The organism is Micromonospora chalcea, from assembly GCF_002926165.1.
Classification (GTDB): Bacteria; Actinomycetota; Actinomycetes; order Mycobacteriales; family Micromonosporaceae; genus Micromonospora; species Micromonospora chalcea.
This window is the reverse complement of the sequence record NZ_MAGP01000110.1, coordinates 66989-90925: the sequence shown is the minus strand read 5'-3', so window position 1 is coordinate 90925 and position 23937 is coordinate 66989. Positions and strand designations below refer to the sequence as shown.

Annotated in this window: 21 protein-coding genes; 6 read left to right on the top strand and 15 right to left on the bottom strand. The window is 73.5% G+C overall.

Features of this window, described 5'->3' with window-relative positions; all coding sequences use genetic code 11:
* Positions 1 to 95 precede the first annotated feature (95 nt).
* Together BAW75_RS14640 and BAW75_RS14635 are read left to right on the top strand one after the other, a co-directional pair.
* Positions 96 to 1694 (top strand): MDR family MFS transporter, encoded by a 1599-nt coding sequence (locus BAW75_RS14640; protein WP_104113912.1) that lies wholly within the window; start codon positions 96 to 98, stop codon positions 1692 to 1694.
* Positions 1695 to 1736: 42 nt separating this feature from the next.
* Positions 1737 to 2264 (top strand): DinB family protein, encoded by a 528-nt coding sequence (locus BAW75_RS14635; protein WP_104113911.1) that lies wholly within the window; start codon positions 1737 to 1739, stop codon positions 2262 to 2264.
* A gap of 6 nt (positions 2265 to 2270) precedes the next feature.
* Here BAW75_RS14635 and BAW75_RS14630 read toward each other — a convergent pair whose 3' ends face one another.
* The 3 genes from BAW75_RS14630 to BAW75_RS14620 all read right to left on the bottom strand — a co-directional run bounded on the left by BAW75_RS14630 (position 2271) and on the right by BAW75_RS14620 (position 6994).
* Positions 2271 to 2888, bottom strand: coding sequence for an HAD-IA family hydrolase (locus BAW75_RS14630; protein WP_043325934.1), 618 nt, complete (start codon positions 2886 to 2888; stop codon positions 2271 to 2273).
* A complete protein-coding gene (smc, locus tag BAW75_RS14625; RefSeq protein WP_104113910.1) occupies positions 2885 to 6484 on the bottom strand; it encodes a chromosome segregation protein SMC in 3600 nt (1199 codons plus the stop codon). The genes BAW75_RS14630 and smc overlap by 4 nt, the downstream gene beginning before the upstream one ends.
* A 315-nt stretch (positions 6485 to 6799) precedes the next feature.
* On the bottom strand, positions 6800 to 6994 hold the full coding sequence (locus tag BAW75_RS14620; RefSeq protein ID WP_013284566.1) for a hypothetical protein: 195 nt from the start codon (positions 6992 to 6994) through the stop codon (positions 6800 to 6802).
* A 373-nt stretch (positions 6995 to 7367) separates the two neighbouring features.
* Between BAW75_RS14620 and BAW75_RS14615 the strand changes: the two genes are divergently transcribed.
* Entirely contained in the window at positions 7368 to 8474 is a 1107-nt protein-coding gene (locus BAW75_RS14615; RefSeq protein ID WP_104113909.1) for a CAP domain-containing protein, read from the top strand.
* A 77-nt stretch (positions 8475 to 8551) separates the two neighbouring features.
* Positions 8552 to 9421, top strand: a complete 870-nt coding sequence (locus tag BAW75_RS14610) for an endo alpha-1,4 polygalactosaminidase (RefSeq protein ID WP_104113908.1) — start codon at positions 8552 to 8554, stop codon at positions 9419 to 9421.
* Positions 9422 to 9647: 226 nt separating this feature from the next.
* Here the strand turns inward: BAW75_RS14610 and BAW75_RS14605 are convergent, their stop codons facing one another.
* The 9 genes from BAW75_RS14605 to rsmD form a co-directional block, all read right to left on the bottom strand.
* Positions 9648 to 11864, bottom strand: coding sequence for an MMPL family transporter (locus tag BAW75_RS14605; protein ID WP_104113907.1), 2217 nt, complete (start codon positions 11862 to 11864; stop codon positions 9648 to 9650).
* A 239-nt stretch (positions 11865 to 12103) separates the two neighbouring features.
* On the bottom strand, positions 12104 to 12961 hold the full coding sequence (gene mutM, locus BAW75_RS14600; RefSeq protein WP_104113906.1) for a bifunctional DNA-formamidopyrimidine glycosylase/DNA-(apurinic or apyrimidinic site) lyase: 858 nt from the start codon (positions 12959 to 12961) through the stop codon (positions 12104 to 12106).
* Entirely contained in the window at positions 12954 to 13742 is a 789-nt protein-coding gene (rnc, locus tag BAW75_RS14595) for a ribonuclease III (RefSeq protein ID WP_043325941.1), read from the bottom strand. The genes mutM and rnc overlap by 8 nt, the downstream gene beginning before the upstream one ends.
* Entirely contained in the window at positions 13739 to 14698 is a 960-nt protein-coding gene (locus BAW75_RS14590) for a phosphate acyltransferase PlsX (protein ID WP_176722757.1), read from the bottom strand. Before BAW75_RS14590 ends, rnc begins: the two co-directional genes overlap by 4 nt.
* Before the next feature lie 132 nt (positions 14699 to 14830).
* Positions 14831 to 15004, bottom strand: a complete 174-nt coding sequence (gene rpmF, locus BAW75_RS14585; RefSeq protein ID WP_030500827.1) for a 50S ribosomal protein L32 — start codon at positions 15002 to 15004, stop codon at positions 14831 to 14833.
* Positions 15005 to 15009: 5 nt separating this feature from the next.
* Entirely contained in the window at positions 15010 to 15573 is a 564-nt protein-coding gene (locus BAW75_RS14580; protein ID WP_043325942.1) for a YceD family protein, read from the bottom strand.
* A gap of 123 nt (positions 15574 to 15696) precedes the next feature.
* Positions 15697 to 16194, bottom strand: coding sequence for an SPFH domain-containing protein (locus BAW75_RS14575; RefSeq protein ID WP_043325943.1), 498 nt, complete (start codon positions 16192 to 16194; stop codon positions 15697 to 15699).
* Positions 16195 to 16351: 157 nt separating this feature from the next.
* Positions 16352 to 16828 carry a pantetheine-phosphate adenylyltransferase gene (gene coaD / locus BAW75_RS14570; protein ID WP_043325944.1) on the bottom strand — a complete coding sequence of 159 codons (477 nt, stop codon included), beginning with the start codon at positions 16826 to 16828 and terminating at the stop codon, positions 16352 to 16354.
* A complete protein-coding gene (gene rsmD, locus BAW75_RS14565) occupies positions 16825 to 17388 on the bottom strand; it encodes a 16S rRNA (guanine(966)-N(2))-methyltransferase RsmD (protein WP_069087646.1) in 564 nt (187 codons plus the stop codon). The genes coaD and rsmD overlap by 4 nt, the downstream gene beginning before the upstream one ends.
* 249 nt (positions 17389 to 17637) lie before the next feature.
* On the opposite strand from rsmD, the gene BAW75_RS14560 reads away from it, so the two are divergent.
* On the top strand, positions 17638 to 18576 hold the full coding sequence (locus BAW75_RS14560) for a cell wall anchor protein (protein ID WP_104113905.1): 939 nt from the start codon (positions 17638 to 17640) through the stop codon (positions 18574 to 18576).
* An 83-nt stretch (positions 18577 to 18659) separates the two neighbouring features.
* Here the strand turns inward: BAW75_RS14560 and BAW75_RS14555 are convergent, their stop codons facing one another.
* The 3 genes from BAW75_RS14555 to BAW75_RS14545 are packed head-to-tail and all read right to left on the bottom strand — an operon-like array spanning position 18660 to position 23464.
* A complete protein-coding gene (locus BAW75_RS14555) occupies positions 18660 to 19592 on the bottom strand; it encodes a serine hydrolase domain-containing protein (protein WP_104113904.1) in 933 nt (310 codons plus the stop codon).
* A gap of 60 nt (positions 19593 to 19652) precedes the next feature.
* Entirely contained in the window at positions 19653 to 21854 is a 2202-nt protein-coding gene (gene recG, locus BAW75_RS14550) for an ATP-dependent DNA helicase RecG (RefSeq protein WP_104113903.1), read from the bottom strand.
* The gene (locus BAW75_RS14545) at positions 21851 to 23464 is read right to left on the bottom strand and encodes a DAK2 domain-containing protein (protein WP_104113902.1); all 1614 of its coding nucleotides are present in this window, start codon (positions 23462 to 23464) and stop codon (positions 21851 to 21853) included. Before BAW75_RS14545 ends, recG begins: the two co-directional genes overlap by 4 nt.
* A 210-nt stretch (positions 23465 to 23674) precedes the next feature.
* Between BAW75_RS14545 and rpmB the strand changes: the two genes are divergently transcribed.
* Positions 23675 to 23866 carry a 50S ribosomal protein L28 gene (gene rpmB / locus BAW75_RS14540; RefSeq protein ID WP_011905179.1) on the top strand — a complete coding sequence of 64 codons (192 nt, stop codon included), beginning with the start codon at positions 23675 to 23677 and terminating at the stop codon, positions 23864 to 23866.
* Positions 23867 to 23937: the final 71 nt, after the last annotated feature.

The following is a 23937-nucleotide window of genomic DNA, read 5'->3' as shown; positions in this document are numbered from 1 at the left end:
GAACAAACCCGACCCGGCAAGAGTTGTTGCTCAAGGCAACGGCTTCTACGGTTGCCCAAGGCAACCTTTCTCCCCCGCTCCGGAGGCAATCCACGATGACCCAGGCGACTGCGCCCGCGCGGGCGACCGCCGTCGACATGTCCCACCGCCAGATCCTGGAGGCGCTCTCCGGCCTGCTGCTGGGCATGTTCGTCGCGATCCTCTCCTCCACGGTCGTCTCCAACGCGCTGCCGCGGATCATCACGGACCTGCGCGGCGGCCAGTCCGCGTACACCTGGGTGGTCACCTCGACGCTGCTGGCGACCACCGCGACCACGCCCATCTGGGGCAAGCTGTCCGACCTGTTCAGCAAGAAGCTGCTGGTCCAGATCTCCCTGGTGGTCTTCGTGCTGGGCTCGGTGCTCGCCGGGCAGGCCCAGACCACCGGCGAGCTGATCGCCTGCCGGGTGGTGCAGGGCGTCGGCGCGGGCGGCCTCACCGCCCTCGCCCAGGTGATCATGGCGACGATGATCGCCCCGCGCGAGCGCGGCCGGTACAGCGGTTACCTCGGCGCAGTGATGGCAGTCGGCACCATCGGCGGCCCGCTGATCGGCGGCGTGATCGTGGACACCTCCTGGCTCGGCTGGCGCTGGTGCTTCTACGTCGGCGTGCCGTTCGCCGTACTCGCCCTGATCGTGCTCCAGCGGACACTGCGCCTGCCGGTGGTCAAGCGCGACGTGAAAATCGACTGGTGGGGCGCCACCCTCATCACCGCCGCCGTCTCGCTGCTGCTGGTCTGGATCACCCTGGCCGGCGACAAGTACGACTGGATCTCCTGGACCAGCGGCGCCATGGTGGCCGGCGCCGCGCTGCTCGGCGCGCTCGCCGTCCGGGTCGAGAAGCGCGCCGCAGACCCGATGATCCCGCCGCGGCTGTTCCGCAACCGCACCATCACGCTCGCCGTGATCGCCAGCATCGCCGTCGGCGTCGGCATGTTCGGCGCCTCGGTGTTCCTCGGGCAGTACTTCCAGATCAGCCGCGGCGCCAGCCCCACCATGTCCGGCCTGATGACGCTGCCCATGATCGGCGGCCTGCTGGTCTCCTCGACGGTGGTCGGCCGGATCATCACCAGCACCGGCCGCTGGAAGAGCTGGCTGGTCATCGGCTCGGTGCTGCTCACCGCCGGCTTCGCGCTGATGGGCACCATGCGGGCCGACACGCCGTACTGGCGCCTGGCCGTGTTCATGGCGCTGATCGGTCTCGGCGTCGGCATGAGCATGCAGAACCTGGTGCTCGCCGTGCAGAACACGGTCCGCCCGGACGAACTCGGCGCGGCCAGCTCGGTGGTGTCCTTCTTCCGCAGCCTCGGCGGCGCGATCGGCGTGAGCGCGCTCGGCGCGATCCTCGGGCACCGGGTCACCGGCTACCTGGCCGACGGGCTAAGCCGCCTCGGCGTCCCCGCCTCCGGCTCGGGTGGCGGCGGCCTGCCCGACGTGCACACGCTGCCCGGGCCGATCCGGGACGTGGTCGAGGCCGCGTACGGGCACGCCGCCGGTGACATCTTCCTGGCCGCCGCCCCGTTCGGGCTGCTCGCCCTGATCGCGGTGGTCCTCATCCGGGAGGTCCCGCTGCGCCGCTCCAACGCCGAGCCGGTCCCCGCCGGGCCCGAGAAGGCCGAGGCGATCCCGGCCCTGAAAGGAAGGGCCCCCTGTTAACGCCTCGCGTTGTGCAGGGGGCCCCTCTTAACATCTGCGCCCATGACCTGGACCGTGCCTGAGATCGACCGCCGCCACGAGCCCTACGTCGCCGACGAGCGCACCATGCTCGAAGGCTGGCTCGACCACCATCGCGACACGCTGGTGCACAAGTGCGCCGGACTCACCGCCGAGCAACTGCGTACCCGCAGTGTCGAGCCCTCCGGGCTGACGCTGCTCGGCCTGGTCCGGCACATGGCCGACGTGGAGCGGTGGTGGTTCCGCATCCGCGCCGCCGGCCAGGACGTGCCGACGCTCTACGACTACAGCGTGGACCCGGACGCCGACCACAACGACGTCGCCGACGCCGACCCGGCCGAGGCGTTCGCCACGCTGCGCGCGGAGATCGAGGCGGCCCGGGAGGCGGGCGCCGGCCTGCCGCTGGAACACACCTTCCGCCATCGCCGGGGCGACACCGTCAACGACGTCAGCCTCCGCTGGGTCTACGTCCACATGATCGAGGAGTACGCCCGGCACAACGGCCACGCCGACCTGATCCGGGAACGCATCGACGGCGTCACCGGCGCCTGAGCCGGATCAGTACGCCAGCGCCGCCCGCAGGTAGCGCAGGTCGGCCGGGCCGCTCCAGCGGTGGGCGGACAGCCCGGCCACCCGGGCACCGGCCACCGAACGGTCCTCGTCGTCGACGAACAGCACCCGCCCCGGTGGCGTCTCCAGCGCCTCGCAGGCGGCCTGGAAGTACTCCTTCGCCGGCTTGTGCACGCCGACGACAGAGGAGTTGACGATCACGTCCAGCTCGTCGGTCAGGTCAAGCGCGGCCAGGTCGGCGTCGAGCAGGTCGGTGGCGTTCGTGCCCAGACCCACCCGGATGCCCGCGGCCCGCACCTCGCGGACGAACGCCAGCACCTCCGGGTCCACCTCGCCGCGGTAGCTCTGCCACTCCTGGACCGCCGCACGGGCCCGGTCCGCGCCGACCGCGGGGGTCAGCGCGTCGGCCACGCTCACCATCCACTGGGCGTGGCTGACCTGGCCGGTCAGCACCGGCTGGAGTAGACCCCAGGACATCGCGATCTCACCGAGGACGCCCTCGGTCAGCCCGTACTCCCGCTCGACGCCGGCGGCCACCGCCGGATCCCAGCGGCGCAGTACGCCGTCGAAGTCCACCAGGAGCGCCGTAGCGCGTTCCCGACTCACTCGCTCGTCACCTGTTCCTCGTCGTCGGCCCGGTTGAGCCGCTGGCTGATCACCTGGGTCACACCGGCGCGCATGGTCACGCCGTACAGCGCGTCGGCGATCTCCATGGTCCGCTTCTGGTGCGTGATCACGATCAGCTGGCTCTTCTCCCGCAACTGTGCCAGCAGCGTGATCAGGCGGCCCAGGTTCACGTCGTCGAGCGCCGCCTCCACCTCGTCCATGATGTAGAACGGGCTGGGCCGGGCGCGGAAGATCGCCACGAGCATTGCCACGGCGGTCAGCGACCGCTCCCCGCCGGAGAGCAGCGACAGCCGCTTGATCTTCTTGCCCGGCGGCCGGGCCTCGACCTCGACGCCTGTGGTGAGCAGGTCCTCCGGGTCGGTGAGTACGAGCCGGCCCTCGCCGCCGGGGAACAGCACCGTGAAGACCTGCTCGAACTCCCGCGCGGTGTCCTCGAACGCGCTGGCGAAGACCTCCAGGATCCGGTCGTCCACGTCCTTGACCACGGTGAGCAGGTCGCGCCGGGTGGCCTTGAGGTCCTCCAGCTGCTCGGAGAGGAACTTGAAGCGCTCCTCCAGCGCGGCGAACTCCTCCAGCGCGAGCGGGTTCACCTTGCCCAGCAGGGCCAGTTCCCGTTCCGCCTTGGCGGCCCGCTTCTCCTGCACCGGCCGCTCGTAGCGGACCGGCTCCGGCACTGGCCGCCCGTCCTTCTCGGCCAGCGCCACGTCCGCGTCGGTGGGCGGGACGAGCCGGTCCGGGCCGTACTCGGCGACGAGCGTCGCCACGTCCAGGCCGAAGTCCTCGGCCGCCTTGGCCTCCAACTGCTCGATACGCATCCGCTGCTCGGCGCGGGCCACCTCGTCGCGGTGCACCTGGCTGGTGAGCCGTTCCAGCTCGGCGGCGAGGCGCTTGGCCGCGCCGCGTACCTCGGACAGCTCGGCCTCGCGGGCGGCGCGTTCGCGGGCGACGGCGTCGCGGTGCTCCTCGGCCCGGGCGATCGAGACGGTGAGCCGGGTGAGCGCCTCGCGGGCGCCGCCGACCACGGCCCGGGCGATCTGGGCGCCGCGGGCGCGGGCCGCGCGCCGGGCCGCGGCGCGCTCCCGCGCCGCGCGTTCGGCGGTGGCCTGCCGGGCCAGCGAGTCGGCCCGCCCGGCGATCGTGGCCACCCGCTCCTCGGCGGTACGCACCGCGAGCCGGACCTCCATCTCGTTCTGCCGTGCCTGCGGAACCATGGCGGCGAGCTGGTCGCGTTCCTCGGTGGACGGTTCGGCGTCGATCGGGGTCGCCTCGGCCAGCCGCAGCCGTTCCTCCAGCTCGGCCAGCGCCGCGAGGTCCCGTTCCCGGGCCGCCTCGGCGCGTGCCCGGGACTCGCCGAGCCGGTCGGTCTCCGCCTTCGCCGACCGGGCGGCCGCGCCCAGTTCGGCGAGGCGGCGCGCGGCGGCGTTGCGGTGGCTCTCCGCCTCCCGCTTCGCGGCGGCGGCGTGCTGCACGGCCTCCTTGGCGGCGGCCACCTCGGCGCGCGCCTCGGCGAGCTGTTCGCGCAGCTCGGCGGCGGTCCGCTCGGCGGTGGCGCGGTTGGCCCGCGCCTCCTCGACGGCGGCCTGCACCTCGATGAAGCTGGGCGCCTTTGCCGACCCGCCCGCCGCCGCGTACGCCCCGACCACGTCGCCGTCGGGGGTGACCGCGCGCAGCTCCGGGTTCGCAACGACGAGCGCGGACGCGGCGGCCAGGTCGTCGACGAGCGCGACGTCGCGCAGCGCCCGGTGCACGGCCGGCCGGATCTCGGCCGAGCACTCCACCAGGTCGGGCGCCCAGCGGGCGCCCTCGGGCAGCTTCGGGCGCAGCGCGTCCGCGGAGCCGTCCATGCCCGGCCCGGCGGGGCTGCCGACCAGCAGCCCGGCCCGGCCGGCGTCGGAGATCTTGAGCAGCCGCATCGCCTCGACCGCTTCGTCCACGCCGCTGACCGCCACCGCGTCGGCGAGCCCGCCCAGCGCGGCGGCGAGCGCCGCCTCGTCACCGGGCGCGACGGTGAGCAGCCCGGCGAGGCTGCCGAGCAGGCCGGGAACCTGGTCGGCGCGGGCCAGCAGCTCACCGGCGCCGTCCTTGCGGCGCAGGCCCATCGCGAGCGCCTCCTCGCGGGCCTTCCAGGTGGCGGCGTCCTTCTCCGCGGCGCGCTCCCCGTCGGTCAGGCTGCGCACCGCCGCCTGGGCCCGCTCGTGTACGGCCACCGCCTCGTCGTGCCGGGCGTCCAGGTCGGCATTGTCCCGGTCGGCCTCGGTCGACTGCTCGGCGACCGCGTCCAGGTCGGCCTGCGCCTTCTCGGCCCGGCCCATCGCGTCGGTGTGCGCGGCGGCGAGCCGTTCGATCTCCTCGCCGGCGCTCGTGGTCCGGGCCCGGGCGGAGTTCACCTGGCCGGTCAGGCGGGCCAGTCCCTCGCGCCGGTCGGCGATCGCCTTGGCGGCGGCGACCAGTTCCCGCTCGGCGGCGGCGAGCTGGCGTTCCAGCTCCTGGCGGTGCTCGACCGCCTCGGCCAGCCGGATCTGGTCCTCGGTGAGCGCGGCGCGCAGCTCCTCCTCCTGCTCGCGGACGCGCCGCGACTCCGCCTCCAGCTGTTCCGGGTCGCGGCCGGGACGCTCATCGTCGCCGGCGGCGCTGAGGTGACGCAGCCGTTCCCGGGCCAGTTGCTCGATCGAGCGGAACCGTTCCTGGAGCGCGGAGAGGCGGTACCAGGTGTCCTGCGCCGCCGCGAGCAGCGGGGCGTCCTCGGCCAGCGCCGCCTCCAGCTCGCCGAGGCGGCCCTGCACCTCGCCGTGCTCGGCCTCGATCAGCTCGCGCCGCTCGCGCAGCGCGGTCTCGTCGGCGATCTCCTTGTCCAGTGTGGTCCGCAGCGTGTGCAGGTCGTCGGCGAGCAGCCGCAGCCGGGCGTCGCGCAGGTTGGCCTGGATCGCGGCGGCGCGACGGGCCACCTCGGCCTGCCGGCCCAGCGGCTTGAGCTGGCGGCGCAGCTCGGCGGTGAGGTCGGTCAGGCGGTTGAGGTTGGTCTGCATCGCGTCGAGCTTCCGCAGCGCCTTCTCCTTGCGCTTGCGGTGCTTGAGGACGCCGGCCGCCTCCTCGATGAATGCCCGCCGGTCCTCCGGCTTGGCGTGCAGCATGCCGTCGAGCCGGCCCTGCCCGACGATGATGTGCATCTCGCGGCCGATGCCCGAGTCGGAGAGCAGCTCCTGGATGTCGAGCAGGCGGCAGGAGTCGCCGTTGATCTCGTACTCGCTCTCGCCGGAGCGGAACATCCGGCGGGTGATGGAGACCTCGGTGTACTCGATCGGCAGCGCGCCGTCGGTGTTGTCGATGGTGAGGGTGACCTCGGCCCGGCCCAGCGGTGCGCGTCCGGCGGTGCCGGCGAAGATGACGTCCTCCATCTTGCCGCCGCGCAGCGCCTTCGCGCCCTGCTCGCCGAGCACCCAGGCGATGGCGTCGACGACGTTGGACTTGCCGGAGCCGTTCGGGCCCACCACGCAGGTGATCCCGGGCTCCAGCTTCAACGTCGTGGCGGAGGCGAAGGACTTGAACCCCTTCACCGTCAGGCTCTTGAGATGCACCTTCTCGATCCTCGTCCGGTGGCCGCCGTACCGTCGCCGGCTGCGCGGACCTGGTGAACCCGCAGACTAACCCGGGACCGCGACGTCGCCGCCACGCGACCCACCCGGCACCTGCGGTGTCCGCTTTCCGCCCGGCCGTCGCGGTGGGAACGGAAATGCATGATCACAATTACCGGACGCAATTCCGGGCGGTTTCGCAAGATCGAGAATTACGGCGGGAACGGCGAAAAGGGGTACGCACATGGCTGCGCGCCGGCACTTGAGTGTCGGCGCGCTTTTCGGCGTGGTGCGATTCAGTTTTCCGGCGACTGGAGATCAGGTCAGCGCGGGCTCGGCCAGACGGAGGAGGTCGTCGGCCTCCGCCGCTGCCGCCGCGAGCCGATCGTTGTCGGCACGCAGACGCGTGATCTCGAACTCCAGTGCCTGAACCCTGGCACGCAGACGGGTGACCTCGTCGAGCAGGCGCCGGTCGGGCGCTGCGCTTACGTGGCCGTAGAGGGCCTTCGCCATGCTGAACTCCTTGATGTGCGCTGCCGGAAAGGCCGGCCAACGCGCGCCCATGATGTTCGCGGCTACCATTCCCGCTGTATCGGGGCATGGCTGGGCGCGACTGGCGACACCACTATATTGAGCCGAAACCCCCTCCTTCGTCAAGTTGACCAAGGCCGTAGATCATCTCCACGTCGGCCGGGCCACTCGCCGGGGGGCTGCCACAAGGCGCGGACACGCTCTGTCCGGACGCCTTTACTGTACGCCGGAAATGTGTGAACGCCTCATCCTCGGGGGCTGCTTCGCCTTAACTCTTTCTTAGCCACGTTGCCGCAGCTCCGAGCGCGCCCGTAGCGTCACCCCGGCCCGTAACCAACCCGTGGAGGGGACAGGCGTGTACCGCTGGAACGACCCGATCGAACCGGAGGGCGCCCGCCGGCGTCCCGAGCCGTCGACCGACGAGGGTCCGGCGTGGCTCAGCGACCGGCCCGAGCCGCGGTCGTCGTACCTCTTCGGCGACGGAGGGCAGCAGCAGCCGCCCGCCGGCTACGGCCCCGCCGGTTACGGCGCCGAGCCGGCCGGCTCCTACCCGCCGCCCCGCGACCGGTGGAACGGCGAGGAACAGCCCACCGCCGCCTGGCACGGCCAGGAGCAGGCGTGGCACGGCCAGGAGCCGCCGGCCGGTGGCTGGGAGCAGCCCGCGGCGACCTGGCAGCCGGCGGACGACATCCCGGCCGACGAGCCGCGACGCCGCAAGCGGCGCCTTTCCCGGCCGCTCGTGATCGGCGGGGCCGCGGCCGCGGCGACGCTCGTGGTGAGTCTCGGCGTGGGCGCCGTCCTGCTGCCCGGCGACGACCAGGGCACGAAGCGCACCTCCGCCGACGCTCCGGTGGCCGCCGGGCCGCAGGCGCCAGAGGACGCCGGGGACAGCCCGGCGGACCCGCTCGCTGCCGAGTCGGCCAGCCCGTCGGCCGTACCGACCACCGCCGCGCCGAGCCCGTCGAAGAAGGCCACCCCGCAGCCGAGCCGCAGCACCGCGCCGTCGCGGCAGCAGGAGCGCAGCAGCGCCCCGAGCGGCGGCGGCACCGCGGCCACCAAGGCCACCGCCACTACCGCGCTGAGCGCGGAACTCCAGAAGGTCGTCACGCTGGTGAACCAGGAGCGGGCGAAGGCCGGCTGCAAGGCGCTGACCGTTAACGCCAAGCTGAACCTGGCCGCCCAGCGGCACAGCCAGGACCAGGCGGACCACAAGAAGATGGACCACAACGGCAGTGACGGCAGCAAGCCCTGGGACCGGGTGAAGCGCGCCGGCTACAACTACAGCATGGTGGGCGAGAACGTCGCCTGGGGCTACCAGAGCGCGGCCGAGGTGATGGACGGCTGGATGAACTCCGAGGGGCACCGGAAGAACATCCTCAACTGCGGGTACACCCAGATCGGAATGGGTCTGGCGCGCAGCAACGGGCCGTACTGGACGCAGGTCTTCGGCACGCCGCGCTGACCGCGCGTCGTGACGGGCCCGGCGCTCGTTGACCGGTCGGGGGCGGCGTCGGGCCGCCCGCGTCCGGGGAGTCGTCGATGCGGATCCGGCCGGGGTGGGCCGTGCCGCGCGCCCGGCCGGCCCGCGTCCGCCGACGTGGCCCGCGCCGGGGCGTGGCGCTCGCGCTGACCGCGGCGCTGCTCGTCCCGGCGCCGGCCTGCCGGCGGCCGATCACGCCGCCCGGCGCGCCCACGCCCGGGCCGGTCGCGCAGGCCGACAGGTGGCGGTGGCAGTGGCAGCTCACCTCCCCGGTGGACGTCACGGCCGACGCCGACGTCTTCCTCCTCGACCCGGTGGCGACCACCTCGACCGAGACCGCCGCGCTGCGCGAGCAGGGCCGCCGGTTGGTCTGCCACGTCCGGGTCGGCACGAACGCCGCCGACGATCCGGACGCCACCCGCTTCCCCGCCGCCGTACGCGGCGCCGCCGTGCCCGGACGGCCGGGGAGCCGCTTCCTGGACGTACGGCGCTGGGACGCGCTGTCACCGGTGCTGGCCGACCGGTTCCGGCTGTGCCGGGGCAAGGGCTTCGGCGCGGTGGCGCTGGCCGACGCGGACGGCTACCGGTACCGCTCCGGTTTCCCGCTGGACTTCGACGACCAGTTGCTGTTCAACCGGCGGCTGGCCGGGCTGGCCCGCAAGCTCGACCTCTCCCCCGGCCTGGTCGACGACGTGGCGCAGGTGGCCGCGCTGGCGCCCGACTTCGACTTCGCGGTCAACCAGGAGTGCGTACGCCGCCGCGAGTGCGCGAAGCTGCTGCCGTTCGTCGACGCCGGCAAGCCGGTCTTCCACGTCGAGTACACGGGTGAGTCGGCGGACTTCTGCGTCACCTCGGTCGGCTACGGCTTCGCCTCGATCCGCAAGGACCGGCAACTGGACGCCTGGCGGGACCCCTGCGTACTGCCGTGACGCCCCCGTCCCCGGCCACCTGGGCCGATACGGCCACGGAGGTGCCGACACTCTGCGTGACGCCATGGCTCAAGAGATGTACGCAAAAGCGATATACCTGAGAGTCATAATTATGACTCTCAGGTATATCGCTCACTAGGGGATGCCGTCTCAGCCGCCAGCACGGTCCGGACCGAATGTCAAGCCGCGACGGACATGCCGCGCGGACCGGCGCCCGGACCCGGAATCAGCGGGCGCCGACCAGCTCCGGGGCCGGGGCGGGCGGCGGCTCCACCGCCGGGGCGACGACCGTACGGCGGCGCATGAAGCGTGGCGCCCACCAGTTCGCGTCACCCAGCAGCGTCATCACCGAGGGCAGCACGACCGCCCGGATGATCGTGGCGTCCAGCAGGATCGCCGCCGCCAGGCCGATGCCGAGCTGCTTGAAGTCGATCATGCTGAGCGTGGCGAAGATGGAGAACACCGCCACCATCACCACCGCGGCGCTGGTCACCACCCCGGCCGAGGAGGTGATGCCGTGCGCCACCGCCTCCCGGTTGGGCATGCCCCGGTCGACCGCCTCACGGATCCGGCTGACCACGAAGACGTGGTAGTCCATCGACAAGCCGAAGAGGACCACGAACAGGAACAGCGGCAGCCAGGTGACGATCGCGTCCATCGAGGTGAAGCCGAGGAGCCCTTCCGCCCAGGTGCTCTGGAAGACCAGCACCAGCAGCCCGTACGCGGCCCCGGCGGAGAGCAGGTTCAGCAGGATCGAGGTCAGCGCCACCACCACCGACCGGAACGTCCACGCCATCACCAGGAACGTCAGCGCCAGCACGAACGCGGCGACGATCGGCAGCTTCGCCCAGATGTGGGCGGCGTAGTCCTCGCTGGCGGCCACGCCGCCGCCGACCGCGTACTCCACGCCCGGGATGCCGCCGAGCGTGGCCGGGACCAGGTCCTCGCGCAGCTCGTGCAGCGACCGGGACGCCTCGTCGGAGCGGCTGGCGTGCGGCGTGGCCACCTCCAGCACCGACACCCGCCGGTCCACCGACACCTGGATCTCCGGGCCGTCCCCCTCGGCCGGCGCGAAGAGCGGGTCCGTGGCGGTCCGGCCGGCCAGGTCGGTGAGCGCGGCCCGTACCCGGTCGGCCTGCTCGGCGGGCGCCCGCACGGCGACCGTGTGGCTGGTGCCGTTGCTCGGGAACGCCGCGGTGAGCCGGTCGTACGCCTGCATGGCGGCGGTGGTGCGCGGCACGTCCTCCGGGCCGGGGAACTTCAGCTTCATGCCGAGCGCGGGCGCGGCCAGCGCGAGCAGCAGCGCCACCGAGATCAGCAGCGTCGCCACCGGCGCGCGCAGCGCCGGCTTGAGCACCGCCGGCCAGAACCGGGGCCGGGCCGACTGACCGGTGCGCGGCGCGGTGATGCGCCACAGCAGCGGCACCCGCGGCCGGTCCACCCAGCGGCCCAGCTTCGCCAGCAGCGCCGGCAGCACTGTGAGCGAGCCGATCACCGCGACCGCCACCACCAGGATCGAGCCGACGGCCAGCGAGGAGAAGATCGCGTCCTGGGCGAGCAGCAGACCGCCCATCGAGATGATCACGGCGGTGCCGGAGACCACCACGGCGTGCCCGGAGGTCTCCGCCGCGATCTCCACCGCGTCCAGACCGGAGCGGCCCTTCGCTCGTTCCTCCCGCTCCCGCCGCACGTAGAACAGCGAGTAGTCGACGCCGACCGCCATACCGATCAGCAGGATGACGCTGGCGGTGGTGTCGGTGGCCGGCACCAGGTGCGAGGCGAGCGTGGAGAGGCCCATCGCGGCGGCCACCGAGGAGAGTGCCAGCAGCACCGGCACACCGGCGGCGATCAGCGCGCCGAACGCGATGATCAGGATGGCCAGCGTCACCGGCAGGCTGAGCAGCTCGGCGCGCTTGAAGTCCTTGCCGAGCGTGTCGTCGAGCGCCTTGTCGATCGACGGGCCGCCGACCTGCTCCACCCGCAGCTGCGGGTGCGCGTCCTGCACCTTCGCGGTGGTGTCCCGCAGCGGCTGCACCCGGTCCCCGGCGGTGCCCGGGTCGCCCGACATGGTGATCGGCACCAGCAGCGCGCTGCCGTCGCGCGACGGCATCGGCGTACCGATCGACGCCACGCCGTCGACCTGCCGCAGCCGGTCGGCCGCGTCCTGCGCGGCGGCCTTCGCCGCCGTCTGGTCGAGCGAACCCGAGCGGGCGGTGATCAGCACGTTCTCGGTCGCCGGCCGGTCGAACCCGCCACTGTCGACGATCAGCTGTGCCCGTCCGAACTCGCCGATCGCCTGATCCTCGTCGGTCGCCTCGTTCAGCCCGGCGGCGCTGCCGCCCACGAAACACACCGCCACGAAGACCACCCACAACGCGATCGCGCGCCACGGATGCTCCGCACTCCACCGTGCCAGCCGCACGGTCACCGGTCGCCTGCCCATGTTCCGGGTTCCACCCTCCTGATGCCGGCCCTGCGCCGACCCCAGATGACGCTAGGCAGCAGGCGGGGCCCCGGCATCGGGGAACGGCCCCCGCTCGTCCCCGATCCGGCGGGCGCGGTCCGCGCGGCCGGAACCGGCCGCGCGGACCGGGCGGAAAAGGGCATCTCCGGGTACGCTCCGGCGCGTCTCCGGGGACCGTCGGGCGATGCACACCGGCGCAACCCCGAATCGGCTCGGGGTCAACCCCGGAGGGTGCCCCGGGGCCGCGGCTGGCATCGCGGGCAGCTGTAGGAGGACCGGTTCATGAACGCCTCCCGCCGGATCGGCGCGCCGCAGCGCGGGCAGGGTTCGGCCTCCCGGCCGTACGCGTTCAGCGACCTGTCGAAGTAGCCGCTCTCGCCGTTGACGTTCACGTACAGCTCGTCGAAGCTGGTGCCGCCCTGCTTGATCGCCTCGGCGAGCACGTCCCGGACGTGCCCGAGCAGCCGCAGCGCGGCCGGGCGGGTGAGCGCGTCGGCCGGGCGGGCGCCGTGCAGCTTCGCCCGCCACAGTGCCTCGTCGGCGTAGATGTTGCCCACCCCGGAGATCAGCGTCTGGTCGAGCAGCGCGCGTTTGATCTCCGTACGCTTGCGGCGCAGCGCCGCCACGAACGCCTCGTCGGAGAACTCCGGGTCCATCGGATCGCGGGCGATGTGCGCGATCTCGGCCGGCAGCTCCGCCCCGCCTTCGGAGACGGACAGCCCGCCGAACGTGCGCTGGTCGACGAAGCGCAACTCCGGCCCGTCGTCGGCGAACCGGAACCGGACCCGCAGGTGCAGCTCGTCGGCCGCGCCGACCGGCTGCAACAGCAACTGGCCGGACATGCCGAGGTGGCCGATCACCGCGTCACCGCTGTCCAGCGGCAGCCAGAGGTACTTGCCGCGGCGGCGTACGCCGGTGATCGTCCGCCCGGCGAGCACGTCGGCGAAGTGCGCGCCGCCCGGCGCGTGCCGGCGTACCGCCCGGGGGTGGCGCACCTCGACGGCGGCGATCCGCCGGCCGATCACCCACTGGGCCAGTCCCACCCGGACGGTCTCGACCTCGGGCAGCTCAGGCACGGCCGGCGCCCGCCTCGACGTCCGCCGTCTCGTCCTGCCCCGCCGTCTCGTCCCCCGCCGCCTCGGCCTCGGCCCGCTCGGTGATCATCCGCCAGGCCGACTCGGCGGCGCGCTGCTCGGCCTCCTTCTTGCTGCGCCCCTCCGCGCCGCCGTAGCGGTTGCCGGCGACCACCACCCAGGCGGTGAACGTCTTCAGGTGGTCCGGTCCGGTGCCCTCGATCCGGTACTCCGGCACGCCGAGCCCCAGCGCCGCGGTCAGCTCCTGGAGGCTGGTCTTCCAGTCCAGCGCCGCGCCCCGGCCCGCCGACTCGGCCATCAGCGGGTCGAAGAGCCGGTGGATCACGATGGCCGCGGTGTCCAGGCCGTACTGGAGGTAGATCGCGCCCAGCAGCGCCTCCAGCGTGTCGGCCAGGATGCTCGCCTTGTCCCGCCCGCCGGTGGCCTCCTCGCCCTTGCCCAGCAGCAGGTACGCGCCCAGCCCGTCCGGGCCCAGGCCACGCGCCACGTCGGCGAGCGCCCGCATGTTGACGACGCTGGCGCGCAGCTTCGCCAGCTGACCCTCGGGCAGGTCGGGGTGGTTGTGGAACAGCGCAGTGGTGATCACCACGCCGAGCACCGAGTCGCCCAGGAACTCCAGCCGCTCGTTCGTGGGCAGGCCGCCGTTCTCGTACGCGTACGAGCGGTGGGTCAGCGCGCGTTCCAGCAGTTCCGGGTCGAGCGACACTCCGAAGGCCGCCTCCAGGTGGCCGACGGGAGCACGCCGCCGCTTGTCGTTGGTCATGGTGCTACCTCGGTGTCGTGTCGGTCAGGTGCGGGTTCGTGCGCAACGTCGGCGAGCAGGGCGCGGACCGTTCCGGCGGCGTCGCGGCGCCACAGGTGAGCGGCCAGGGCGATGCCCGAGGCGACGTCCTCGGAGCCGGCCGCGCCGTGGCACACGACCACGGTGCCGCCCACCCCCAGCAGGGCGGCGGCGCGGGGCGCGCCGCCGCCGGGCGGAGGGCCACCGGCCATCGCGTACGCGCCCTCGATGGCCTTCAGCAGGACGTTGCCGGTGAAGCCGTCGGTCACCACCACGTCGGCGCGGGCGCCGAGGGAGATGTCGTACCCCTCGACCAGGCCGACGTAGCGCGCGTCACAGGGCAGCGCCAGGGCGGCGATCGCGGGATCGGTGTGGCGGCGCAGCCGGTCGCCCTTGCCGGTCTCGTGCCCGACGGAGAGCAACCCGACGCGGGGCGCGGTGACGGAGTGCGCCACTGCCGCGTAGGCGGCGCCCAGGACGGCGTGCCGGGTCAGCGTGGCGGGGCCGGGTTCGAGCGTGCCGCCCACGTCCAGCAGCACCACGGGCCCCTCGACGGCGGGCAGCGTGGCGACGAGCGCGGGGCGGCGTATCCCGGTCCAGCGGCCGAGGCCGAGCGCGGCGGCGGTGACTGTGGCGCCGGTCGAGCCAGCGGAGACCACGGCGTCGGCGAGGCCGTCGCGGACGGCCTGCACGGCCGTGCGTACCGTGCTCTCGCCGCGGGCGGCGGTGGGATGGTCGGCCATGCCGACGGCGGTCCGCACCGGGCGGACCGTGACCCGGGCTCGCTGCGCCGGGTCGAGCGCACCGATCAGCTCGCCGGCCACCTCGATCGGGCCGACGAGCATCAGGTGCAGGGCGGGATCAGTGCGTACCGCTCGCAGAGCGCCGTCAACCACGACGGCGGGAGCATCGTCCCCGCCGAGGAGGTCGACGGCGATCCGCGCGGTGCCCGGCTCCGCCGGCCCGCCGGCCGGAGGCCGGTCGGCGGTGGAGGGAGCCGGGGCACCGGGCGTGAGCCTTGGTGCGCGCGTCACCCGACCGGTGGTCGGGGACGTCACTCGGCGTCCGCGTCAGACCTCGAGGACCTGACGGCCGTTGTAGGTGCCGCAGACGGAGCAGGCGGCGTGCGGCAGCTTGGCCGACTTGCACTGCGGGCAGGCCACGGTCGCCACCGCCGAGGCCTTCCAGTTCGCCCGGCGGGCGCGGGTGTTGCTGCGCGACATCTTGCGCTTGGGGACGGCCACGGTTCTTACTCCTCTGTACGGGTCAGTTGCGTCAGGCTCGCCCAACGCGGGTCGACCTGCTGATGGCTGTGATCGGCCGGCAGATCGTCCCAGTGCACCCCGCAGTCGGGGCACAGGCCTGGGCAGTCCTCCCGGCAGAGCGGGTTCGTCGGCAGCGCCAGCACCACCGCGTCCCGCAACGCCGGCTCCAGGTCGATCAGATCGCCCTGCATCCGGCCCACCTCGTCCTCATCGGTCGTGTCGTCCGTGGTGCTGTTCTCGTACGCGTACAGCTCCTGGATCGTCACGGCCAACGATTCGTCGATCTCGCGCAGGCAGCGGCCGCACTCGCCCTTGACGGGACCGGTGACGGTCCCGGAGACGAGCACGCCCTCGGACACCGACTCCAACCTCAGGTCGAGGTCGAGGTCCGCGCCCTCCGGCACACTGATCAACTCCACGCCGAGGTCCGCCGGTGCCGGCACGACCCGCTTGTGCGTACGCAACGCTCCAGGTCGGCGCGGCAGTTCCCTCGTGTCGAGGACCAGCGGCGACCTGGGGTCGAGTGTGCTTGGCGAGTGTTTGGGCATAGTCAGACTCCGGCCGATGAGAGGCCGACAAAGAAGGTTACCTGCCTGGCGGCGGACCGTCGAACCGGGGGCGGACCTCCGGCTCGGCGGCAGCCGGCTGTCGGCGACCGGCCCGCGCGCCGCTCAGAAGGGTAGCGGGCGGTCCGGCTCGTCCCCGGCGAAGGTGCCGATCTCGCGCAGCGCGTGCATCTTGTCCCGGCCGCGCTCTATCGAGGCGAGCGCCCGGGTGAGGAACTGCTCGAAGTTCGCCAGCGCGGTGTCGACGTAGTCGTCCACCTCCTCGCGGAGGCGTTGCGCCTCGGCCCGCGCCTCGGCGATGATCCGCGCGCCCTCGTGCTCGGCCGAGACGGTGATCTCGTTGACCGAGACCAGCCGGGCGTGTTCCGCCTCACCCTCGCTGATGATCCGGTCGGCCTCGCGCTTGCCGGCCTCCATGATCTTGTCCCGTTCCTCCAGCAGCGCGGCGGCCCGGCGCAGGTCGGCGGGAAGCTCCGCGCGCAACTCGTCGAGCGCGGCGATCATCTCGCCCCGGTCGACCATGCAGTTGTTGCGCGACATCGGGACGGAGCGGGCCTGCTCCACCATGGCGATCAGTTCGTCGATGCGATCGAGCGGGTCCACCGGTACCTCACTCCTGTCTTCGTCGGCCGCCCTCCATGATGCGGCCTGCGCCCGGCTTCGGCGCTGCACACATCATGTCGCGCCCGAGCCACCCACGCCCCACCCGCCCCACCCGGCGCGTCGCCCCGGGCCGCCGTCGCCGCCCACTCCGGGTGGGTCAGGGGCGGAGGCGGGTGGCCAGCTGCTCCCGGACCAGGTCGGGGACGTGGGCGGAGACGTCGCCGCCCCACTTCGCCACGTCCTTGATCAGGCTGGACGAGATGAACGAGTAGAGCGGGTTGGTCGGCATGAACAGCGTCTCCACGCCGGCCAGGCCGATGTTCATCTGGGCCATCTGCAGCTCGTAGTCGAAGTCGCTCACCGCCCGCAGGCCCTTGATCAGCACACTCGCCTGCTGCGCCCGGCAGAAGTCGACGAGCAGACCGCGGAACGACTCGACCCGGACGTTGTCGTACGAGGCGGTGACCTCGTGGAGCATGTCGATCCGCTCCTCGACCGTGAACAGGCCCTGCTTCGACTGGTTGACCAGCACCCCGACGATCACCTCGTCGAACAGCCGGCTCGCCCGGCCGATGATGTCGAGGTGACCGTTGGTGACCGGGTCGAACGAGCCCGGGCAGACCGCACGTCTCATGATCGGCGACCGTACCAAAGAGTGGTCTCGCCGTAACGTCTGCTGCGCTCCGGAGTGACACCTTCCACCCACGTGACCGATCCGGAACGACTGGACCGCTCGACGATCACCAGGGCGTCCGGGGCGAGCCAGCCGCCGTCGACCAGCGCCGTCAGCATCGCGGTGATCTCGGCGTCCGGCACCGCGTACGGCGGATCGGCGAAGACCACGTCGTACGGGCCGTCGGCCGGACCGGCGGCCAGCACGGTGGCGACCTTGCCGGTGACCAGACGCGCGGCGGGAGCGGCCCGGAGCGCGGCGATGTTCTCCCGGATCACCCGGGCGGCACGCGCGTCGGACTCGACGAGCAGCACGTGCGCGGCGCCCCGGGACAGCGCCTCCAGGCCGACCGCGCCGGAACCGGCGTACAGGTCGGCGAAACGTGCCCCGTCCAGGTCGACGTGCGAGTGCACGGCGCTGAACAGCGCCTCCCGGACCCGGTCGGAGGTGGGCCGGGTGCCGGCGCCGGGCGGCGCGGCGATCCGCCGCCCGCCGAGCGTGCCGGCCACGATCCGGGTCACCGTCGCTCCCTGCGCATGCCCCGACGCTACGCGACCCGCGCGCCGGGGTGGATCGAGCACCCGAGGTGACGCCGGGTGACTCGACGTACATCAATGATCTCGGATTCATAACGGACCCTTTACGACCCGTCGATCTCGGTAACGCCCGCACTGTCGATCTCGCTAGGGTCTGGCCCGATTGCCGGACGGACGCGCGGCTCCGGCCCCTCCGCCCGGTCTCTCCCATCCTCCCCCTCGTCAGGAGCAGGCGTGAATCGTCTCCACCTCCGGCGTGCCGCCGCCCTCACCGCCGGCACGCTGCTCGGCCTCGCGGGCGTCGCCACCGTCGCCGGCCCGGCCGCCGCCCACCACCCCGAGCCGTCCGGCAGCTACTGCGCCACCCCGAACGGCGCGGTCACCGTCACCTGGTCCGTGACCAGCAGCGAGACCGACATCTCCGGCCGCATCACCAAGCTCGTGTCCACAGTGCCCGGCCCGGTCAGCGGGGACCTGGCGGTCGGCGCCGAGCTGAAGCCGGCCGGCAAGGGCACGCTCACCGGCACCCAGACCCACACGTTCGCCGGCGCGATTCCGGAGCTGAAGCTGACCGTCGGGGCGCACTGGGACCGGGGCCGCAAGTCGCACGAGGGCGAGCGGACCGTGACGGCCCGCCCGGCCCGCGACTGCGTGACGCCGAGCCCGTCGCCGTCGCCCAGCACGCCGCCGAGTCCCACGCCCACGCCGAGCACGCCGGCCTCGCCGACCCCGACGCCGTCGGCGTCCCTCCCGCCGAGCCCGTCCACCCCGCCGTCGCCGTCCGCCGCGCCGGCGGAGCCGATCTTCAAGCTGGACCAGGACTGCGACTCGATGACGTTCGTCGTGGAGAACCCGGCCCAGGGCGCGCCGTTCACCGCCACGCTGACCACCGAGAAGGGCGTCACCAGGACGCTCGCGTCCGAGCCCGGCAAGACCAGCTCGGTCGAGTTCGACGCCTACCCGGGCCTCAAGGTCACGGTGAAGTACGACGTGGTCGAGGACGCCGAGACCATCCCGTACACCCAGCCGGACGACTGCTCCGGCCAGGGTGGCGGCCTGCCCGTCACCCGCCCGGCCGCCGGCGCCATCGTCGGCGGCGCCGCGCTGCTGCTCACCGCCGGCGCGGTGCTGTTCGTGGTGGCCCGTCGCCGCCGGATCCGCTTCACCGCCTGATCCGCACCCGAGGGCGCGTCGACCACCCGGTCGGCGCGCCCTCGCCGTGCCTGCCGCGGGTCCGGTACAGGGCGCGCGGGCGGTCAGACCGCGTCGAGCACCGACGTGACCGCGACCGGGTCGACCTCGGCCTGGTTGGTCAGCAGGACGAGCCGCTCGTCGGAGTCGGGCAGCCAGGCGGCGAACGCCTTGTAGCCACCGTTGTCCCCGGAGTGGTGCAGCGCCCGCCGGCCGGCCAGCGGGCCGACGAAGAACCCGTAGCCGTACGCCTCGTCGGGCCGTCCGGTGGGCGCGTGCGGCGCCGTCATCGCCGCCACCGAGGCCCTGGCGAGCAGCCGCCCCCGGCGCGGTACGTCGAGCCAGGTGAGCAGGTCCGCCCCGGTGCACCAGACGTCACCCGCGCCCATGCTCACCGTCGCGAGGTCCCAGGACGGCACCGGGCGGCCGCCCTCGTGCCCGGTCGCCACGTCCGGCCGCCCCTCGCCGGAACCGGCGAAGCTGCCGGCCATGCCCAGCGGCGCGAAGACCTCCCCGGCGAGGAACTCGGCGTACGGCCGGTCGGCCACCTGCTCGACGGTCCGGGCCAGCAGCACGTAGCCGGGACTGCTGTAGTGCCACCCGGCGCCGGGCGGGAACAGTGGCGGCAGCGCGGCGAACCGGTCGAGCAGCTCGTCCGGCTCGGCCGGCCCGTGCAGGTCGATCGCCGGGTAGTCCACCCAGTGCCCGAGCCCCGAGGTATGGGTGAGCAGGTGGTGCAGCGTGATGCCGGACCACTGCGGCGGCGTGCCGGGCAGCCGGCGTACGACCGGGTCGGACAGGCTCAGCGCGCCCCGCTCGGCGAGCAGCAGCACCGCCACTGCTGCCATCTGCTTGCTGATCGAGGCGATCTGGAATCGCGTCGCCGGGGTGCAGCGCCGGCCGGACGTCTCGTCGGCGACCCCGGCGACCCGGTCCACCAGGAGCTCGTCACCTCGGGCCAGAAGCAGCACGCCGCGTTCGGGTGATGGTGTCGACATCTGCGCGAGCCTAGGCACGCCACGGGCGTGCCGCTGCCCCGCGACCGCGCCGGCCCGCCGTCAGCCCTTCTCCAGGTATTCGGCGCGTTCCTCGTCGACGAGCGCGGCCACCGAGGCCGCGAGCGCCGGATGCCGGGTCAGGTCCGGGTCCTCCTCGACCAGTTCGATCGCCTCGGCCCGCGCGTCGCGGATCAGCTCGGCGTCGCGTCTCAGCGACAGCAGCCGCAGGTGCGAGCGCCGGCCGGACTGGGTCGCGCCGAGCACGTCGCCCTCGCGGCGCTGTTCCAGGTCGAGTTCGGCCAGCTTGAACCCGTCGGTGGTGGAGGCGACCGCGTCCAGCCGTTCCCGCGCCGACGAGCCCTCGACCGCCTCGGTGACCAGCAGGCACAGACCGGCGGCCGAGCCCCGGCCGACCCGGCCCCGCAACTGGTGCAGCTGGGAGACGCCGAAGCGGTCGGCGTCCAGCACGATCATCACCGTCGCATTCGGCACGTTCACGCCGACCTCGACCACTGTGGTCGCGACCAGCACATCCAGCTCGCCGTCGGCGAACGCGCGCATCACCGCGTCCTTCTCGTCGGCGGGCAGCCGCCCGTGCAGCACCCCGATCCGCAGCCCGTGCAGGGGCCCCTCGGCCAGCAGCGGGGCCACCTCGGTCACCGCCAGCGGCGGGCGCCGGCCGTTGTCGTCCTCCCGCGGCGCCTCCTCGTCCGACACCGGACCCTCACCGATGCGCGGGCACACCACGTACGCCTGGTGGCCCTTCGCGACCTCCTCGCGCAGCCGGCGCCAGGCCCGGTCGAGGAACGCGGGCTTCTCGGCGGCCGGTACGACGTGCGAGGCGATCGGCGAGCGACCCTGCGGAAGCTGGGACAGCGTGGAGGTCTCCAGATCGCCGTAGACGGTCATGGCCACCGTGCGCGGAATCGGGGTGGCCGTCATCACCAGCACGTGCGGCGGCTGGTCGGCCTTGGCGCGCAGCGCGTCGCGCTGCTCCACGCCGAAGCGGTGCTGCTCGTCCACCACCACCAGGCCCAGGTCGTGGAAGTCGACGCCTTCGTAGAGCAGCGCGTGCGTGCCGAGCACGATGCCGGCCCGCCCCTCGGCCACCTCGGCCACCGCCAGGCGCCGGGCCGCCGCGCCGAGCGAGCCGGTGATCAACTCCACCCGGGTGGCGTCCTCGGCGGCGCCCAGCTCACCGGCCCGGCCGAGCGGGCCGAGCAGGTCGAGGATGCCCCGGTGGTGCTGGGCGGCGAGCACCTCGGTCGGCGCGAGCAGCGCTGCCTGCCCACCGGCGTCGACGACCTGGAGCATGGCGCGCAGCGCCACCACGGTCTTGCCGGAGCCCACCTCGCCCTGCAGCAGCCGGTGCATCGGGTGCGCGGCGGCCAGGTCGGCGGCGATCTCCCGCCCGACGACCTGCTGGCCGGAGGTCAGCTCGTACGGCAGCCGGGCGTCGAACGCGTCGAGCAGGCCGCCCGCCTTCGCCGGCCGGGCCCGCGCCGGCCACGCCGCGGCCCGGTGCTTGCGCTGCACCAGCGTGAGCTGCACGGCGAACGCCTCGTCCCACTTGAGCCGCCGACGCGCCCGGTAGAGCGCCTCCTTGCTGGTCGGGCGGTGGATCTCGCGCAGCGCGGTGCCGATGTCGGCCAGGTTGCGGGTGGCCCGCATGGTGGCCGGCAGCGGGTCGTCCGGCGGGGTGAACGTGTCCAGCACGACGCGCACGCAGCGGGCGATCACCCAGGTCGGTACCGCCGCCGCGGCCGGGTAGACCGGGATCAGGGCGCCGGCGAACTCCTCGACCTCCTCGTTGGCCGCCGCCTCGCCCTCGCCGCCCTCGCCGAGCAGGACGTACTCCGGGCCGTTGAGCTGCCGCTTGCCCCGGAACTCGGTCACCTTGCCGGCGAACAACCCCCACCGGCCGGGCCGCAGCTCCCGCTCCCGCCACGCCTGGTTGCCGAAGAACGTGCAGGTGAGCACGCCGCCGGAGCCGTCGCCGACGGTGACCTCCAGCAGGTTGCCGCGCCGCTGGCGCATCGGGCGCACGGTGGTGCGCTGCACCTGGGCGAGCACTGTGACCTGCTCCCCCACGTCGAGCGAGCGGATGTCGGTGTGCTCGCCGCGCTCGTCGTACCGGCGCGGGAAGTGGTAGATCAGGTCGCCCGCGGTGTGCAGGTCGAGATGCCCGGCCAACGCCTTCGCGGTGCGCTCGCCGACCAGCTTCTTCAGCGGCGTGTCCACAGTGGCCGCCTCGCTCGTCATTCGACCCCCACCAGGAGCGGATAGTGCGGCTGCCCGCCCTCGTACGCCTGCACCTCGACGAACGGCCAGGCCCGCTCGACATGCTCACGGACCCGGTCGGCCAGCCCGGCCGGCGCATCCGCGCCGCACAGCAGCGTGACCAGCTCACCGCCACCGCCGAGCATCCGGTCCACCACCGCGATGCAGGTGTCGGTCAGATCCTGCCCGATCAGGTGCACCTCGCCCTCGACCAGCGCCAGCACGTCACCCGCGCGGGCCGGGCCGGCGACGGTGAGCGCCTCCCGGGCGGCGTGGCACACCTCGGCGTACCGGCAGGCGCCGGCCGCCTCGGCCATCGCGATCACGTCGTCCTCGAAGCGCCGCTTCGGATCGCGTACTGCGAGCGCCGCGAGCGCCTGCACCGGGGAACGGGTGGGGACCACGCTCACCTTGACGCCGAGGCCGTACGCCTCCTTCGCGGCCGCGCTCGCCACCGACTGCGTGTTCGGGTCGTTCGGCAGCACCACCACCCGGGCGGCGCCGGTGGCCCGGATCGCGTTCAGCAGCTCACCGGTGGACGGGTTGCCCGGCACCACCACGGCGCCCTCGGCGGCGAACAGCTCGGCGATGCCCGCGCCGGTGGCCACCACCACGGCGGCCCGGCCGTCCGGGCGCGCCACCTGTAGCGCGGGCGCCGGGGCGGTCTGGTCGGCGAAGCGGGTCACGCCGATGCGGTGCGGCCGGCCGGCGACCACGCCCGCCTCGATCGCCGCCCCGACGTCGTTGACGTGCACGTGCACGTTCCAGGTGCCGGCGCCGTCGCCGACGATCGCCAGCGAGTCGCCGAGCACTGCCAGCTCGGCGCGCAGCCGGGCCACCGCCTCGTCGTCCGCGTCGAGCAGGTACTGCACCTCGTAGGCGTACACGTCGGAGCCGCTCTCCCGCACGGCGGTGGCCGGCGGACGGCGGGTGGGCGGCGCGGGCGCCGGCTGCGCCGGGCTCTCCCCCGTGACCACCTCGACCAGCGCGTCAAGCAGCAGACACAGGCCGCGCCCACCGGCGTCGACCACGCCCGCGCGGGCCAGCTCCGGCAACTGCTCGGGGGTACGCGCCAGCGCGTGCGCCGCCGCCTCGGCCGCGGCCCGGGCCACTGTGCGCAGGTCGTCGCTGTCCGCGAGACGGGCCGCGTGGGCCGCCGCGGCGACCACGCTGAGCAGCGTGCCCTCGACCGGCCGGGCGACCGCGGCGTAGGCGGCTGTGGTGGCGTCGGCCAGCGCGTCGGCGAGCTGCCGCCCGCCCACCGCGGGAGCGGCGGCGAGCGTGTCGGCGAGGCCGCGCAGGATCTGCGAGACGATCACCCCGGAGTTGCCGCGCGCCCCGAGCAGCGCGCCCCGGGCCATCAGCCGCAGCGCGTGCCCGTGCGCGGTGTGCCCGTCGTCGGGGAGGGTGCCGAGGTCCATGGCCAGGGCCTGCTGGGCCGAGGTCAGCGTGAGGACCAGGTTGGTGCCGGTGTCGCCGTCGGGCACCGGGTAGACGTTCAGCTCGTCGATCTCGCCCTGGTGCCGCCGGAGGGCGGCCAGCCCGCTCGCGCACCAGCGGCGCACCGCTGCGGCGTCGAGGGTCTCCAGCACGTCGGGAAGCCTACTGGCGCGCACCGACACGCGCCGGGGTCGTCCGCCGCGTGTCCGCCCCGCCCGCCGGCCCGGCCGGGTCGCCGGTACGCTGGGTGGGCTCGCGAAAGGGCCGGTTGGGCGTACCGACTGTCATCGGGTAACCTGACCAGGTTGCCCGGGCAGCGCCTGGCGGCGACCTCATGAACGTTTCAATCCCAGGAGTATCCCGTGGCTAGCGTGTGCGACGTCTGTGGCAAGGGGCCGGGCTTCGGCCACAACGTGTCCCACTCGCACCGGCGGACCAACCGCCGCTGGAACCCGAACATCCAGTCGGTGCGCACCCCGGCCGGTGGCGGCAACACCAAGAAGTTGAAGGTCTGCACCTCGTGCATCAAGGCCGGCAAGGTCACCCGCGCCTGACGCGGTAGCGCCACCGAACATCGTCGGTCGCCGGCGGATCCCTCGGGATCCGCCGGCTTCTGTCGTATCCA

Excerpts from the sequence above, each read along its gene's own strand:
- BAW75_RS14620 (WP_013284566.1), bottom strand. The coding sequence starts at position 6,994 with ATGGCGAAGGCCCTCTACGGCCACGTAAGCGCAGCGCCCGACCGGCGC.
- BAW75_RS14555 (WP_104113904.1), bottom strand. The coding sequence starts at position 19,592 with ATGTCGACACCATCACCCGAACGCGGCGTGCTGCTTCTGGCCCGAGGT.
- BAW75_RS14640 (WP_104113912.1), top strand. The coding sequence starts at position 96 with ATGACCCAGGCGACTGCGCCCGCGCGGGCGACCGCCGTCGACATGTCC.
- coaD (WP_043325944.1), bottom strand. The coding sequence starts at position 16,828 with ATGAGACGTGCGGTCTGCCCGGGCTCGTTCGACCCGGTCACCAACGGT.
- BAW75_RS14610 (WP_104113908.1), top strand. The coding sequence starts at position 8,552 with ATGCGGATCCGGCCGGGGTGGGCCGTGCCGCGCGCCCGGCCGGCCCGC.
- recG (WP_104113903.1), bottom strand. The coding sequence starts at position 21,854 with ATGACGAGCGAGGCGGCCACTGTGGACACGCCGCTGAAGAAGCTGGTC.
- rnc (WP_043325941.1), bottom strand. The coding sequence starts at position 13,742 with ATGACCAACGACAAGCGGCGGCGTGCTCCCGTCGGCCACCTGGAGGCG.
- BAW75_RS14635 (WP_104113911.1), top strand. The coding sequence starts at position 1,737 with ATGACCTGGACCGTGCCTGAGATCGACCGCCGCCACGAGCCCTACGTC.
- BAW75_RS14605 (WP_104113907.1), bottom strand. The coding sequence starts at position 11,864 with ATGGGCAGGCGACCGGTGACCGTGCGGCTGGCACGGTGGAGTGCGGAG.
- BAW75_RS14580 (WP_043325942.1), bottom strand. The coding sequence starts at position 15,573 with ATGCCCAAACACTCGCCAAGCACACTCGACCCCAGGTCGCCGCTGGTC.